The organism is Rossellomorea aquimaris (assembly GCF_000935355.1).
Taxonomy (GTDB): Bacteria; Bacillota; Bacilli; order Bacillales; family Bacillaceae_B; genus Rossellomorea; species Rossellomorea aquimaris_B.
The window spans coordinates 14045-29302 of the sequence record NZ_JXZC01000013.1 but is presented as its reverse complement, the minus strand read 5'-3'; the positions used below and the strand labels follow the sequence as shown (position 1 = coordinate 29302).

At 43.5% G+C, this 15258-nt stretch carries 12 protein-coding genes and 1 other annotated feature; of the genes, 3 read left to right on the top strand and 9 right to left on the bottom strand.

Annotated elements, in window-relative coordinates:
* Window positions 1–16: 16 nt before the first annotated feature.
* The 6 genes from TV75_RS19485 to zapA all read right to left on the bottom strand — a co-directional run bounded on the left by TV75_RS19485 (window position 17) and on the right by zapA (window position 7643).
* Entirely contained in the window at window positions 17–1711 is a 1695-nt protein-coding gene (locus tag TV75_RS19485; RefSeq protein WP_044340463.1) for a long-chain-fatty-acid--CoA ligase, read from the bottom strand.
* Between the two features lie 372 nt (window positions 1712–2083).
* Entirely contained in the window at window positions 2084–2491 is a 408-nt protein-coding gene (locus TV75_RS19480; protein WP_044340462.1) for a DUF350 domain-containing protein, read from the bottom strand.
* Between the two features lie 63 nt (window positions 2492–2554).
* Entirely contained in the window at window positions 2555–4912 is a 2358-nt protein-coding gene (locus TV75_RS19475; RefSeq protein ID WP_044340461.1) for an endonuclease MutS2, read from the bottom strand.
* A gap of 19 nt (window positions 4913–4931) precedes the next feature.
* Entirely contained in the window at window positions 4932–6641 is a 1710-nt protein-coding gene (gene polX / locus TV75_RS19470) for a DNA polymerase/3'-5' exonuclease PolX (RefSeq protein WP_082051369.1), read from the bottom strand.
* 194 nt (window positions 6642–6835) lie between these two features.
* Window positions 6836–7375: a CvpA family protein gene (locus tag TV75_RS19465; protein ID WP_044340460.1), complete on the bottom strand. Its 540-nt coding sequence runs from the start codon at window positions 7373–7375 to the stop codon at window positions 6836–6838.
* A 7-nt stretch (window positions 7376–7382) separates the two neighbouring features.
* Window positions 7383–7643, bottom strand: a complete 261-nt coding sequence (gene zapA, locus TV75_RS19460; RefSeq protein WP_044340459.1) for a cell division protein ZapA — start codon at window positions 7641–7643, stop codon at window positions 7383–7385.
* 132 nt (window positions 7644–7775) lie between these two features.
* Between zapA and rnhC the strand changes: the two genes are divergently transcribed.
* Window positions 7776–8699 carry a ribonuclease HIII gene (rnhC, locus tag TV75_RS19455; protein WP_044340458.1) on the top strand — a complete coding sequence of 308 codons (924 nt, stop codon included), beginning with the start codon at window positions 7776–7778 and terminating at the stop codon, window positions 8697–8699.
* Window positions 8700–9574: 875 nt separating this feature from the next.
* On the opposite strand, the gene pheT is transcribed toward rnhC, so the two are convergent.
* From pheT to TV75_RS19440, 3 genes are all read right to left on the bottom strand, one after another.
* Window positions 9575–11989 (bottom strand): phenylalanine--tRNA ligase subunit beta, encoded by a 2415-nt coding sequence (gene pheT / locus TV75_RS19450; RefSeq protein WP_044340457.1) that lies wholly within the window; start codon window positions 11987–11989, stop codon window positions 9575–9577.
* Between the two features lie 27 nt (window positions 11990–12016).
* Entirely contained in the window at window positions 12017–13054 is a 1038-nt protein-coding gene (pheS, locus tag TV75_RS19445) for a phenylalanine--tRNA ligase subunit alpha (RefSeq protein WP_044340456.1), read from the bottom strand.
* Between the two features lie 80 nt (window positions 13055–13134).
* Window positions 13135–13376: a binding site (T-box leader), on the bottom strand.
* Window positions 13377–13434: 58 nt separating this feature from the next.
* Window positions 13435–14196, bottom strand: a complete 762-nt coding sequence (locus TV75_RS19440; protein ID WP_044340455.1) for a TrmH family RNA methyltransferase — start codon at window positions 14194–14196, stop codon at window positions 13435–13437.
* Between the two features lie 126 nt (window positions 14197–14322).
* On the opposite strand from TV75_RS19440, the gene sspI reads away from it, so the two are divergent.
* Both sspI and TV75_RS19430 read left to right on the top strand, forming a co-directional pair.
* Window positions 14323–14544 (top strand): small acid-soluble spore protein SspI, encoded by a 222-nt coding sequence (gene sspI / locus TV75_RS19435; RefSeq protein ID WP_044340454.1) that lies wholly within the window; start codon window positions 14323–14325, stop codon window positions 14542–14544.
* A 139-nt stretch (window positions 14545–14683) separates the two neighbouring features.
* Window positions 14684–15226 carry a cysteine hydrolase family protein gene (locus TV75_RS19430; RefSeq protein WP_044340453.1) on the top strand — a complete coding sequence of 181 codons (543 nt, stop codon included), beginning with the start codon at window positions 14684–14686 and terminating at the stop codon, window positions 15224–15226.
* The last annotated feature ends 32 nt before the right edge of the window (window positions 15227–15258 follow it).

Here is a 15258-nt window from a genome sequence, read left to right as displayed (position 1 = left end):
GCCTAATGGTATTCATTTAACTTGTTTTCTGTTCTTCCTCTATCTTTTGACGCTCTTCGTCTACAAGTGCCCTCCGTAATATTTTTCCTACAGCCGTCTTTGGAAGCTCTTTTCTAAATTCATAAATCCGGGGTACCTTGTAGGCTGCCAGGAATTTACGGGCAAATTCATTGAGTTCATCCTCTGTCAGGGACTCCCCTTCTTTCAGGACCACATACGCCTTTACGGTTTCTCCCCTGTATTCATCTGGAACGCCTGCAGCTACAACCTCTTGAATCGCAGGATGTTCATAAAGGACCTCTTCGATTTCACGAGGGTAAATATTAAAGCCTCCGGCAATGATCATATCCTTCTTGCGATCAACGACATAGAAGTAGCCTCTCTCATCCATATACCCCAAATCTCCCGTCAATAGCCAGCCATCCTTTAACGTTTGTTCGGTTTCCTCCGGACGATTCCAGTAACCCTTCATCACTTGGGGACCTTTCACGACGATTTCACCCATTTCATTCGGCGGAAGCGGTTCCCCTGTTTCAAGTGAAAAGATGGCTGCATCCGTGCTTGGCCAAGGAACTCCTACGCTTCCCTTTATTCTTTCTTTATCCCAAAGAAAATTGGAATGCGTGACAGGTGAAGATTCTGTCAATCCATAGCCTTCAACCAGTTTCCCTCCGGTGACGTCTTCGAATTGCTGCTGCACTTCAACCGGCAATGGGGCGCTTCCACTAAGGCATGAGTCGATGGAGGATAAGTCATAATCCTTCAGGTCGGGATGATTCAACAGGCCGATATAGATGGTGGGTGCACCGGGAAACAGGGTCGGTTTCTGCTTTTGAATGGTTTTCAAGGTTGTTTCGGGATCAAATTTAGGGAGTAGGATCATTTTGTATCCCTGCATGACGGATAAGATCATAACCGCTGTCATTCCGTACACATGAAAGAATGGAAGTATTCCAAGAACCCGCTCTTCGCCTTTTTTACATTTATAAAGCCACGCATCACACATGGAAGCATTGGCTACAAGATTCTTATGGGTAAGCATGACCCCTTTTGGAAAACCTGTCGTACCGCCTGTGTATTGAAGGAGGGCCACATCGTTTTCAAAATCAAATTCATGTTGCGTGCTTTCCGGTTTGGCTGTTTTCATAATCTCCGTAAAAAGATGATTCTGTCCTGAATGGTTCACTTTTACCACAATGCCGTATTGTTTCTTCTGGATGAATGGGTAGATGAGATTCTTAGGAAATGGAAGGTAGTCTTTGATAGCGGTTACAATGATGTGCTCAAGTTCGGTATCCTTCATTGCTTTTGATACTCTTGGATACAAAATATCCAATGTCAGTATCACCTTGGCACCTGAGTCCTTCATTTGGTATTCAATTTCCCTCTCCATATATAATGGATTGGTTTGTACGACAATTCCACCTGCGTAGAGAATGCCATAGTACGCGATGACGGATTGAGGAGTATTCGGCAGCATGATCGCCACCCGGTCATCTTTCTTGATTCCAAGCGTTTTAAGATAATGGGCGAATTTGAGTGCCGATTCATGTAATTCTGTGTAGGTCAACTCCTTGCCCATAAATTGAATGGCCACTTTACTGCCATAAAGGGTAGCTGCCTCGGTTAAATAAGACTGCAGTGGTTTTTCAATCAGATCGAGCTCCGTTGGAATTTCTGCTGGATATTCAGCAAACCATGGTTTGTTCATTGTAATCCCTCCCTTTGAATATTTAGAAAATTTCTTCTATTCACTATTATAATATAAGGGGACTTCAGTTACAATTTGAATTCAATCCACTCGATACTTTTTTCCTACTCTTCAGGCTTGACCTTCCCCACAGATGATTTTCACAAAGAAAAAAGACTGCCTATTCAACCATATGACAGTCTGCTCGTACATTATTATTATTTTAGCATTGTTTCAATCTCCAAGCTCTTTTCACAGAGTGAATCGATTGTGTTAACCATCGTTATACGTTCTACCGCTACGTAAAGAACAACATATAAATGATTCCAACGAGTAAAAAGCCCCCACATAGAGTGAGCAAAACCTTCGCCAATGTTTCCATATTTCCTCTCCTTACGATATACCTGCCCCTATGACATAGGATAAACCAACTGAAATAACTAATGAAATGAAGCCCACTGCCCGGTTATCATTTGCAATTTCTTCGTCAATCTTAAATTTAGGCGTCAGAAATTCATAAATGAAATAGCCGATCAGTAAAAGGAAAAATCCGAACACACCCCATCCGATCGTGGTCAGGATGGTATCATTGTGGCTGATGGAATGGCGGAAAATATTCGCAATCCCAAATATTTTCCCTCCAGTTGCCATCGCCACGGCCAGATTACCTTTTTTAATTTCTTCCCAATTTCTATACTTTGTCACGAGTTCGAAAATGGCCAGGAACAGAATCAAACATAAAATGACCACGCTGTAATTACCAGCCGTCTGAACAAATTCATTTTCCCAAAAGTTCTCCATTGCAAAGCTCCCTTTAACGCTTTAATTAAGCCGTTTTTTAGAATTCCCACATGGGGCAGAGTCTTATTTAAATTGAACGACTGTGACACCCGTACCACCTTCGCCTGCATCTCCGAAACGAATGTTTTTAACCGACCGGTGATTTTTCAAGTACTCCTGAACTCCCTGTCTTAAAGCTCCCGTACCTTTCCCATGAATAATGGAAACGCGTGGATACCCTGCGAGGAGTGCATCATCGATGTACTTCTCCACTCTAGATAACGCATTTTCGAAACGCTCACCACGTAAATCCAGTTCAAGGCTGACATGAAAGTCTTTTCCTTTCACTGTGGCGAGTGGCTTGGTTTCAACCTTTTGTTGAGATTGAATGAATTCAAGATCTGATTCCTTCACCTTCATTTTCATGATGCCCATCTGTACTTGCCATTCTTTCGCAGACACTCGTTCAATTAAGTGGCCTTTTTGATCAAAGCTCAAGACTTTGACTTCGTCCCCTGGTTTTAACTCATGCTTCGTTTGGTTGACTTTTTTCTTTTGACCGGACGTTTTCAATTTCGGTGTAGCTTCTTCCAATTGTTTTTTCGCATGGATCAGTTCATGCTCTTTGATTTGAGCTGATTTTTCCTGCTGCATTTTTCGTAAATCTTTAATCACTTGTTCAGCTTCTGCCTTTGCTTTTTCAACCACTTCAGTCGCTTTTTGTTGAGCTTTTTCGTACAGTGTATCTTTTTTCTCGTAATACTCCATCATTTGCTTTTGCATATCTTTATGCATTTTCTCTGCTTGTCTTAAAAGTTCATGGGCTTCCTCAAGCTCCCGTTCACCCTGACGTCTGCTGTCTTCGAGGGAGGCAATCATATTCTCCACTTCTTTGCTATCCGTTCCGATATGGGACTTCGCTCTATGAATGACATGATCGGATAGCCCCAAACGCTTCGAAATCTCAAATGCATTACTTCTTCCCGGAACCCCGAGCAAGAGCTTATAGGTAGGACTTAATGTTTCTACATTAAATTCCACACTCGCATTCACGACCCCTTCACGATTATATCCGTACGCTTTCAACTCGGGATAGTGGGTGGTAGCCACGACTCTTGCTCCCGTCCCATGCACTTCATCCAGAATGGAAATGGCCAGGGCCGCACCTTCTTGAGGGTCTGTTCCTGCACCTAACTCATCAAACAACACTAAGCTCTCATGATCTACTTTTTTTAGGATGTCGACTATATTCACCATATGGGAAGAGAAGGTACTTAAGCTTTGTTCAATCGATTGCTCATCCCCGATATCAGCGTAAATGGTACGGAAGACGCCCACTTCAGATCCATCAAGGGCCGGGATGGGGAGACCGGCCTGCGCCATCAAACTTGTTAATCCCAATGTTTTCAGGGTAACGGTTTTCCCCCCGGTATTTGGACCCGTAATGACAATGGAAGAAAAGTCATTCCCTAACTCAATATCATTCGCCACAGCCTCATCTATAGGGAGAAGAGGATGCCGGGCTTTATTTAACTTTATTCGTCGTTCATTGTTGATTGTTGGTTTAGATCCTTTGATGGATCGTCCGAACTTTGCTTTTGTGAACATAAAATCGATGTCTGATAAAACACTGACGATCAAGAGCAGTTCTTCTCCGGATTCCTGTACGCTTTCAGAGAGTTCCTGGAGAATCTTTTCGATTTCTGTTTGTTCTTTTAATCGAAGCTCACGCAGTTGATTATTCAGCTGAACGATGGCTTCCGGTTCGATGAACAGGGTCTGCCCCGATGATGATTGATCATGGATGATGCCCCCATATTGTCCTCTGTACTCCTGTTTTACCGGAATCACATATCGGTCATTTCGTATCGTGATGATCGCATCTGATAACATCTTTTGAGCGTTGGATGAGCGGATCATTCGTTCAAGTTTTTCACGGATCCGCCCTTCATTGGCCCGGAGCTGAGTACGGATGGTGCGGAGGGCTTCACTGGCTGTATCCAGGATTTCTCCGTTATCATCCACGACTTTCCTAATATCCTGTTCTAAATGGGGAAGGGGGATGACCGTGCCCATTTTCCCTTGAAGCAGGGGAATGTCCACCTCTTCCTCCAGTAACTCTTCTACAAAAAGAGTAAGCTTCCTGCTTGCCCGGATCGTACTGGCCACCTGAACAAACTCTGAGGGAGAAAGCATCCCTCCTATCTGTGCACGCTTGACGTGTGGACGTATATCGAAAATCCCGCCTAAAGGGGCATGACCTTTCAACCTGAGGATGGTCATGGCTTCATCCGTCTCTTCATGAAGAGCTGTAATTTCCTCATACTCCAAGGACGGCATGAGAGAGGCTACCCTTGCATGCCCAAGTGCGGATGCAGCATATTGCTTTAATAATTCTTTGATCTTATCAAACTCTAACGTCTTTAATACTTTAGAATTCACGGAATGTATTCCACCTTTATCAGTTTCGCTTAATAAATTCGATTAACTCTTTCTTATCCCATGTATTGATCACGGATTCTTTTTGGATCCAGCCTTTGCGCGCCGTTCCGATCCCTATCTTCATAAATTCCAGGTGATCAGTGCTGTGAGCATCTGTGTTAATCACCAATTTCACATTCTGCTCCTGGGCTTTTCGGATATTTTCGGCAGAAAGATCGAGACGATTCGGATTTGCATTAAGCTCCAATGCCGTACCGGTTTCTTTCGCCAGCTGGATAAGAAGATCCATATCTACGTCATAGCCTTCTCTTCGACCAATGATTCTCCCTGTAGGATGAGCGATGATATCCACATGGGCACTCTTCAGGGCCGTTGTCAGTCTTTCCATGATCTTTTCCTTGGATTGTGAAAAGCTCGAGTGAATCGAGGCAATCACAAGATCCACTTTTTCAAGGATGTCATCCTCATAATCCAACGTACCATCAGGGAGTATATCCATTTCGATTCCAGAAAGAACTTCTATGTCATCATACTTCTTGTTGATCTCTTTAATTTCATCGATTTGCTTAAGTAATCGTTCCGTAGTAAGCCCGTTTGCCACACGTAAGTACTGAGAGTGATCTGTGATGGCCATATATTGATATCCTTTGGCACGGCAAGCCTCAACCATTTCTTCGATTGAAAATGCACCATCCGACCAGGTGGAGTGCATATGAAGATCCCCTTTTATGTCTTCTAAAGTGATGAGGGAATAATCTTCATGGAACTCTTCCACTTCTTTCCCATCTTCCCTCAGCTCAGGTGGGATGAAGGGCAGATCAAAATGGTGATAAAACTCTTCTTCGGTTTTAAATGTCTTTGTTTCACCGGTTTCAGTATTCTCGACGCCATATTCACTGATCTTTTCCCCGCGTTCTTTGGCCAGCTGGCGCATGCGGACATTATGATCCTTTGACCCTGTGAAATGGTGAAGGGCTGTAGCAAATTCTTCAGGTTTCACGATCCGGAAGTCAATGCTTACATCCCAATTGTAGGAGAGAGTAAGTGAAACTTTCGTATCCCCTGCCGCGATGGTTTCAACGATATTGGGCAGCTTCAACAATCCTTCCTTTACCTCTCGGGGATGCTCTGTTGCCAGAATGAAATCAAGGTCCTTGATCGTTTCCCTCATCCTTCTTAAGCTTCCCGCTCTTGAAAAGGTCTGGATACTGTCCATCCCGAAAAGAAAACCTTCAATCTTCTCAGCGATGCCATTCATAAAAGCGATCGGCAGGCGATCCGGTCTTTTCCCCACCTGTTCGATCGATGCCAGGATCTTCTCTTCCGTTTTCTTACCGAAGCCTGCTAAACCTTGTACTTTATTTGCTTTACACGCTTCCTCCAAGTCTTCGATACGTTCAACCCCGAGTTCACTGTAAAGCTTTGCAATTTTCTTTCCACCTAAACCAGGTAATTGAAGGAGGGGGATCAATCCCTTTGGAACTTCTTCCTTTAACTCTTCAAGGACAGAAGATGTGCCTTCATTTATGTATTCCTCGATAACTCCAGCCGTTCCTTTGCCGATTCCGCTCAACTTCGTAAAGTCACTTATTTCATGTAAGCTACGGTCATCATTCTCAAGTGCAGCCGCCGCTTTTCGATAGGCGGATATTTTAAAAGAGTTTTCGCCCTTCAATTCCATATATATCGCAATTTCCTCTAATAATTTTATAATATCTTTTTTATTCAAGAGATTCACCCACTATCTTAGAATTAACGATTAGGATCCTTTAAGCTTCCAAGTCCCCAGTAAAAGCAAAATGACTCCATTTATATAGTAGCAAAATTGATATAAAAAGAAAAAAGACTGACATATAAGATGAACTTTTTTCGTTAAGGTCAGCCTAACGAATCAGAGTTCCATACTTATAGTCAGCCCCTTCTTCAGGCTACATATTCAATCCACCAGGATTTCACCATATCAGAGAAAACTGGGGTATGTTTTACCATCGCTTGCGCAATAAACGAGTTATTGATGAATGCTTGAACCGACTCGATCGGCAATAATACGGCGATAAATAATAGAATGAAAATCATTAAGTATGCTTCAATGAAGCCTAATATCCCTCCGCCAAGAACATTCAACTGCTTTAATAGAGGAAGATGGGCGACAAAGTCCAGCATCGATCCAATGATTTGCAGAATGATCCGTACCGCAAAGAATATCAGGGCGAATGCAATGACCCGGTAATACGCTTGATCTAGATTCGTCGATTCAAAAATCATATTCAACGTGGATTGCTCGTCCAGTACAGGATAAGGAATCCATAAAGTTAATTTTGGTGCAAGCTGATCATAATATATGTATGCTACAATAAAAGAAACTATAAATCCGAATATGTGGATCACCTGCAAAATGAATCCACGTTTTAAACCTATTAAAAATCCTATCACCAGGATGATCAACAAAGCTAAGTCCAACATCTTTTTTTCAATCCTTTAATCGTTTAATTTCTCGCTCTAGATCTTCAAACCTTTCTTGAAGTTTGATGTAATCATTCACGGCGTTCACCGCTGTCAAAACGGCGAGCCTGCCTGTGTCGAGAGACGGATTCATGGAGTTGATTTCTCTCATTTTGTCATCCACCTTCGAACAAACAAAACGGATCTGACTTGTTGATTCAGTCCCAACAATCGTATATTGTTGGCCATATATGTCTACAGTGGTGCGATTTTTTTGTTCTTCAGACAACCTGAAAGCCCCCCATTCATAAGAATCCTAAACATAATCATACCATGAAATCTTTTTATTTTGGAAGGAATTTGTCATATCAGCTCACATTTTTTATAATACTTAAGAATTTTGTCATAAGGAGAGAGAAACTTGGCTAATAACGTCATTCAAGCAAACAAAGAAATGATAGAGAAAATGAAGCACCATTACGGAAACGTACTAACGGACAAACTGCCACCGGGTGCTGTTTTTGTAGCAAAGCCTTCCGGCTGTACAATCACGGCATATAAATCGGGGAAAGTGTTGTTTCAGGGATCTAATGGAGAAGGAGAAGCAAGTCAGTGGGGCACCAGTGAACCACCAAAGGTGAAATCACCTTCCAAGGGAACGATGACACTGCCTGAAAACTTTGCCGATTGGTCTGTCATCGGATCCGATGAAGTGGGCACAGGCGACTTTTTCGGACCGATCACTGTCGTGAGTGCTTACGTGAAAAAGGAGCATATTCCACTCATGAAGGAGCTCGGGGTAAAGGATTCCAAAAATTTATCCGACCCTCAAATCATCAATATTGCAAGGGATTTAATTGCAGCGATTCCGTATTCCCTGCTCATACTCCACAACCCAAAATATAATGCGATGCAAGAAAAAGGAATGACTCAGGGGAAGATGAAGGCTCTCTTGCACAATCAGGCTATCCTGAATCTGCTGGACAAAATGGCCCCGGAATTACCTGAAGGAATATTGATTGATCAGTTTGTTGAAAAGAATACATACTATAAGCATATTTCTGCACAAAAGAAAATCCAAAGAGATCGCGTGTACTTCAGCACAAAAGGTGAAAGCATCCATCTGGCTGTAGCCGCAGCATCGATCATTGCCCGCTATGCCTTCCTAAAGGAAATGGACAAATTGAGTGCCAAAGCGGGTGTCGAAATCCCGAAAGGAGCCGGTAAGCACGTGGATATTGCAGCAGCCAAAATCATCAAACGCAGAGGGATTGAAGAATTAAAATCCATGACAAAGTGGCATTTTGCGAATAGTGAGAAGGCGATGAAGTTAGCCAGGAAATAAATAATATCCCCATCGGTTGTGCCGGTGGGGATTTCTCTTTGGATGGTAGTGTTATCTTGGTTCAGCAGTTACCTTGGTTCAGCAGTTGAATTATGAACGATATTCTCCTGCTGAATTTACTGCAGTATTCACCTGTTAAAATTCCCTCGATATTCTCCTGCTGAATTCACTGCAATATTCTCCTGTTAAAATTCCCCGGATATTCTCCTGCTGAATTCACCTCAATATTCTCCTGTTAAAATCCACCTAATATTCTCCTGCTGAATTCACTGCAATATTCTCCTGTTAAAATCCCCCGGATATTCTCCTGCTGAATTCACCCCAATATTCTCCTGTTAAAATCCCCCGGATATTCTCCTGCTGAATTCACCCCAATATTCTCCTGTTAAAATCCCCCGGATATTCTCCTGCTGAATTCACCCCAATATTCTCCTGTTAAAATCCCCCGGATATTCTCCTGCTGAATTCACCCCAATATTCTCCTGTTAAAATCCCCCGGATATTCTCCTGCTGAATTCACCCCAATATTCTCCTGTTAAAATCCCCCGGATATTCTCCTGCTGAATTCACCCCAATATTCTCCTGTTAAAATCCCCCGGATATTCTCCTGCTGAATTCACCCCAATATTCTCCTGTTAAAATCCCCCGGATATTCTCCTGCTGAATTCACCCCAATATTCTCCTGTTAAAATCCCCCGGATATTCTCCTGCTGAATTCACCCCAATATTCTCCTGTTAAAATCCCCCGGATATTCTCCTGCTGAATTCACCCCAATATTCTCCTGTTAAAATCCGTTCATTTTTCAACAGGCAAAACCCTCTCCAAACAGCAAAAAGGTGCCAGACCATTGTCTGACACCTTCCAATTGAGTGTATTACCCTCTCAACTCTGCTCCAGCTTTTTCCTTCACTGTTTCCAGTACTTTATCATGTACTTGCACTACTTCTTCATCCGTCAATGTCTTCGCCGGATCGAAGTACTTCAAGGAGAACGCAAGGGATTTCTTGCCTGCTTCCATATGCTCCCCTTCATAAAGATCGAAGACGGACACTTCCTTCAGAAGCTTGCCTCCAGCGTCTTTAATGATCGATCCAAGCTCACCGGCTTTCACATCCACGTCCACTACAAGTGCAATGTCTCTTGTAATCGATGGATGACGCGGGATTGGCGTGTAGCTTAATGCCGGCTTTTCATAATGGAAGATTGGAGATGCCTTCAGCTCGAACACATAGGTTTCGTTCAGGTCCAGCTCTTTTTCCGCTTCCGGATGAATCGCTCCTACAAAACCGATGACTTCATTGTCCAGTAGAATTTCAGCCGTTCTTCCCGGGTGCATGCCATCTACAGCTGCCTGGCGGTAAGAGACTGCTTCAGAAACGCCGATTTCTTCGAACAGCCCTTCAAGGATACCTTTCGCAACGTAGAAGTCAGCAGGTTTCTTCTCTCCCTGCCAAGGATGCAAGTGCCATAGGCCCGTCAAAGCCCCTGCGATATGCTCCTCTTCCTTAGGAAGCTCTTCTCCTGGTTCCTGTAAGAAAACGGATCCCACTTCATAAAATGCAAGTGAGTCATTTTGACGTGCTTTATTGTACGAAAGCACTTCAAGAAGCTGTGGAATGATGCTTAAACGGAGATTGCTTCGCTCTTCACTCATTGGCATCAATAAGCGGACAGGCTCTCTTACGTCCAGTGCATATTGGGTTGCTTTCTTATCGTTTGTAAGAGAATAGGTAATCCCTTGCAGGAGACCTGCTCCCTCTAAATAACGGCGCACCGTACGGCGTTTCAACTGATGATTCGATAATCCGCCAGGTGTTGATTCTCCCTTTGGAAGAGTCAGCGGAAGGTTGTCATAACCGAATAGACGTGCCACTTCTTCAAGTAAATCTTCAGGGATGGTAATATCCCCTCTTCTTGTAGGAGCCGTTACAACAAACGTTTCTCCATTGACTGCAACATCAAATTGAAGTCGGCGGAAGATATCTTCGACTGTGTCAGCCGAGATGGATGTTCCCAGTGAAGAATTGATTTTTTCTAATGTAATCTCGACTTTAACTGGTTCAACGTCCAGTTCGTTGAATAATACAGTGCCTTCAAGCACTTCCCCCTGTGCATATTCAGCCATCAATTGAGCCGCTCTTTCGCCTGCTTTCAGGACACGGTCAGGGTCCACTCCCTTTTCATAACGGGTGCTCGCTTCACTTCGCAGTCCGTGGTCTTTCGAAGCTCCCCTGACGATCGCACCTGTGAAATAAGCCGCTTCAAGAAGGACAGTCGTGGTATCGTTCTGGACCTCTGAATTCGCTCCACCCATCACTCCGGCAAGGGCAACAGGCTCACTGCCATTTGTGATCACAAGCTGGCTGCTCGATAGGGTTCTTTCTGCATCATCAAGTGTGACGAATGTCTCCCCATCAGTCGCACGACGAACAAGGATTTCCTTTGAACCAAGTCGATCGTAGTCAAATGCATGAAGCGGCTGACCATATTCCAATAATACGTAGTTCGTAATATCGACTACATTATTATGTGGTCGGATCCCGGCTGAGATCAACGCATTTTGCATCCATAAAGGAGATGGTCCTATTTTGACATTTTTAATGATTTTAGCACCGTAGAGGGGATTATCTTCTTTCGCCTCCACTTTTACTGATACATAATCAGATGCCTTTTCGCTGCCTTCGGAAAGCTCCGTTTTAGGAAGTTTTACGTCACGATCCAAAATGGCTGCTACTTCATACGCCACTCCCAGCATGCTTAAGCAATCAGAACGATTAGGCGTTAAGCCCAATTCAAGGATCGCATCATCAAGATTCAATAATTCCACAGCATCTCTGCCTACTTCAGCATCATCCGAGAATACATAAATTCCTTCTGCATGTTCTTTCGGTACGAGCTTTCCTTCCACCCCAAGCTCTTGCAGGGAACAGATCATTCCGTGAGATGCTTCGCCGCGCAGCTTGGCTTTCTTGATTTTGAAGTTACCCGGCAGGACCGCTCCAACCTTTGCGACAGCCACTTTTTGACCCTTTGCCACGTTTGGTGCTCCGCAAATGATTTGAACAGGTTCTTCCTCCCCTACATCCACTAAGCATTTATTTAATTTATCCGCATCGGGATGGGGCTCACATTGCAGGACATGGCCGACGACCACATTTTTGATTTCTTCCCCGATCCGTTCTACACCTTCTACTTCAATCCCGCTTCTTGTAATCTTCTCTGCTAACTCTTCAGGTGTGACACCCGATAAGTCTACATAATTTTCTAACCATTTATATGAAACAAACATGTGTTAGTACCTCCTACCGATTTTCTTTTACTCTTGAGTTCCGAACTGAGTGACAAAGCGCGTGTCGTTTGTGTAGAAATGACGGATATCATCGATTCCGTATTTCAGCATGGCAATACGTTCAGGTCCCATTCCGAATGCGAAGCCTGTGTATTTCTTAGAATCGAACCCTGCCATTTCGAGAACGTTCGGGTGAACCATTCCTGCTCCAAGAATTTCGATCCAGCCGGTTCCTTTACATACACGACAGCCTTTTCCGCCACAGATTTTACATGAGATATCCATCTCGACAGAAGGCTCAGTGAATGGGAAGAAGCTCGGGCGCAAGCGGATTTCACGATCTTCGCCGAACATTTTCTTCGCAAATACATTTAGTGTTCCCTTCAGGTCACTCATGCGGATGTCTTCGTCGATGACAAGCCCCTCGATTTGAGTGAATTGATGAGAGTGTGTTGCGTCATCTGTATCACGGCGATACACTTTCCCGGGACAGATGATTTTAATCGGTCCTTTACCTTTGGCCATTTCCATCGTTCTTGCCTGTACCGGTGACGTATGAGTACGCAGGAGGGTTTCTTCTGTAATATAGAAGGAATCCTGCATGTCCCTGGCCGGGTGTCCCTTAGGAAGGTTCAGGGCCTCAAAATTATAATAATCCTTTTCCACTTCCGGTCCTTCAGCAACGGTGTAGCCCATTCCGATGAAAAGGTCTTCGATTTCTTCGACAATCATCGTTAGAGGATGATGATTCCCTTTTTTCACAGGGCGCCCGGGTAACGTGACATCGATGGTTTCAGATTGAAGCTTCTTTTCAACCGCTTCTTTCTCAAGAACGGCCTGTTTTGCTTCAATCGTTTCTGTAATCGCTCCACGAACTTCATTCGCAAGGGCCCCCATTTTAGGACGCTCTTCTGCTGAAAGTTTCCCCATGCCTTTCAGGGCTTCGGTTACAGGTCCTTTTTTCCCGAGATAAGCTACACGGATATTGTTCAGTTCTTTTAAGTCCTGTGCTACGTTCACTTTTTCGATTGCTTCTTGCTGAAGGGATCGTAATTTGTCCTCCATTTATACTTCCTCCTTTAATGTATATCGTCCGAATGATCGTACAGGGTTGGTTTAAAAACAAATAAAAAAACCCCATCCCAAAAAGGGACGAGGTTTATATCGCGGTACCACCCTTATAAGCATATCTATAGACTGCAGATATACTCACTTCATTCGGATAACGGCTTTGCCGGAGCATCTTTACATTCATCAAATGAATGGTCCCGATGCCAACTCGAGAGGTGAAATCTTCACATCATGTTTTCTTAAGGATACTTACAGTCCAGGGTATCCTCTCCCTTGAAGAAGGTCATGTGCTACTTTCCTCTTTCAACGTTTTTAAGTTATATGTGCATTATTATAGTGAATTTCCCGCCATAATTCAAACCTTTTCACGAAATTCACTGCCCATTTTTAAAATAGTATAATAAAACCCCTGCAGCGATCGCTACATTTAATGATTCACTCTTTCCGTAGATAGGAATATAAAGGTTTTGATCGGTCTCCCTTAAGAGCTCTTCCGACATGCCATTCCCTTCGTTTCCTACGATGAGGGCATAAGAGGATTGTGGCTTGATCGTGCTATACTCCACACCATCTTCAAGAGCCGTCCCATAAACGGGGATCCCACGCTCTTTCAACGCTGATATGGTCTCAGGTAATCCCCTTCTGACAATCGGAATATGGAAGTGACTTCCTTGTGCAGAGCGTAATACCTTAGGGTTATATGGGTCAACCGTCCCCTTGCCTAATACGACCATGTCAATGCCCGCTGCATCGGCCGTGCGAATGATCGTCCCGATATTCCCGGGATCCTGAAGGCCATCGAGAAGCATGAATGTTGCTGCCTTTTCAATATCATGCTCATCTTCTTTTTGCTTACATACGGCAAAGATACCTTGAGAGGTCTCCGTATCAGACAAAGCTTTACCGACTTCTTCTGAAACCATGGTCATGGAAACAGAGTCTACCGTCCATTTCTGCGGCAGATTGATTCCCTCCACTTGGATCAATTCAAGGACCGTATCCTCCTGCTTTAATGCTTCCTCCACTAGGTGAAAGCCTTCAACTATGTATGTACGAGTGAGGTCTCGTTCTTTTTTGGTTAATAATTTTTTCCACTGCTTCACAACAGGGTTTTTCGAGGATTGAATATACTTCAATCGTATCCGCTCCTTTAGGTTACTATTCAAGGTCTCATTATACCTTAACTTTCCTACATAATAAATTCAATCCTGAGACAAGATAACAATGAATTCCTCATCCTATCGAAAAAGGAGAAATGTGTGATGAATCTTAACTTACGAAAAGCGATCATACACAACGTATCTGGTAACAACCAGGACGAACTGAGAGATACCATCGTTGACGCAATCCAGGGAGGAGAAGAAAAAACCCTTCCAGGTCTAGGTGTACTTCTTGAAGTCTTCTGGCAAAACGCAGATCCCCAGGAACAAAAAATGGTCCTCGAAACATTGGAGGAATCATTGCAGCAGCAGCAACCACAGTAATGACTTGGGTAACCCTGAAAATGGGTTGCCCTTGTTTATTTCCACCCTTCATCTTAAAATCTTCCCCTTATTGGTTTTACTGCATCTCTTTCAGTGGTAATGAAAAAGTACATAAGGAAACGGAAGGGGAAAAGAAGGTATGAGTCAGAAGAATAGCGCATTAGTGATCATCGACATGATTAATACGTTTGATTTTCAAGGTGGAGAGGAATTATACGAAAACACGTTGAAGATTGTAGGAAATATACATGAGCTGAAGAAAAAAGCGAAGAAAAAAGGCTTGCCGATTATTTATGTAAATGACAATTACGGTCTATGGCAGGACAATATGAATGACATCATCGAGCATTGCAAAAAGAAAAAAGGAGAAACCGTAATCGAAATACTTCACCCTGATACAGATGACTATTTTATCATCAAACCGAAGCATTCTTGTTTTTTTGGGACGCAGCTTGATATCCTCCTTCACCAGCTGGATGTAAAACACCTGATCTTAACAGGAATCGCAGGGGACATCTGCGTACTCTACACCGCCAATGATGCCTATATGAGAGAGTATGAACTATCGATACCGAAGGATTGCATGGCTTCAGAAACAGATGAAGACAATGAGAGTGCCCTTCGCATTATCAAGAAAACGATTGACGCCGACATGACCCTATCTAATCAAATGACTTTATAAGGAAAGCTGCACCATCTCATGAAAAAGAGACC

What these genes read in the sequence shown, in the direction of transcription:
- TV75_RS19485 (WP_044340463.1), bottom strand. Translation starts at nt 1,711, where the DNA reads ATGAACAAACCATGGTTTGCTGAATATCCAGCAGAAATTCCAACGGAG.
- TV75_RS19480 (WP_044340462.1), bottom strand. Translation starts at nt 2,491, where the DNA reads ATGGAGAACTTTTGGGAAAATGAATTTGTTCAGACGGCTGGTAATTAC.
- TV75_RS19465 (WP_044340460.1), bottom strand. Translation starts at nt 7,375, where the DNA reads ATGTTGGACTTAGCTTTGTTGATCATCCTGGTGATAGGATTTTTAATA.
- pheT (WP_044340457.1), bottom strand. Translation starts at nt 11,989, where the DNA reads ATGTTTGTTTCATATAAATGGTTAGAAAATTATGTAGACTTATCGGGT.
- pheS (WP_044340456.1), bottom strand. Translation starts at nt 13,054, where the DNA reads ATGGAGGACAAATTACGATCCCTTCAGCAAGAAGCAATCGAAAAAGTG.
- sspI (WP_044340454.1), top strand. Translation starts at nt 14,323, where the DNA reads ATGAATCTTAACTTACGAAAAGCGATCATACACAACGTATCTGGTAAC.
- TV75_RS19430 (WP_044340453.1), top strand. Translation starts at nt 14,684, where the DNA reads ATGAGTCAGAAGAATAGCGCATTAGTGATCATCGACATGATTAATACG.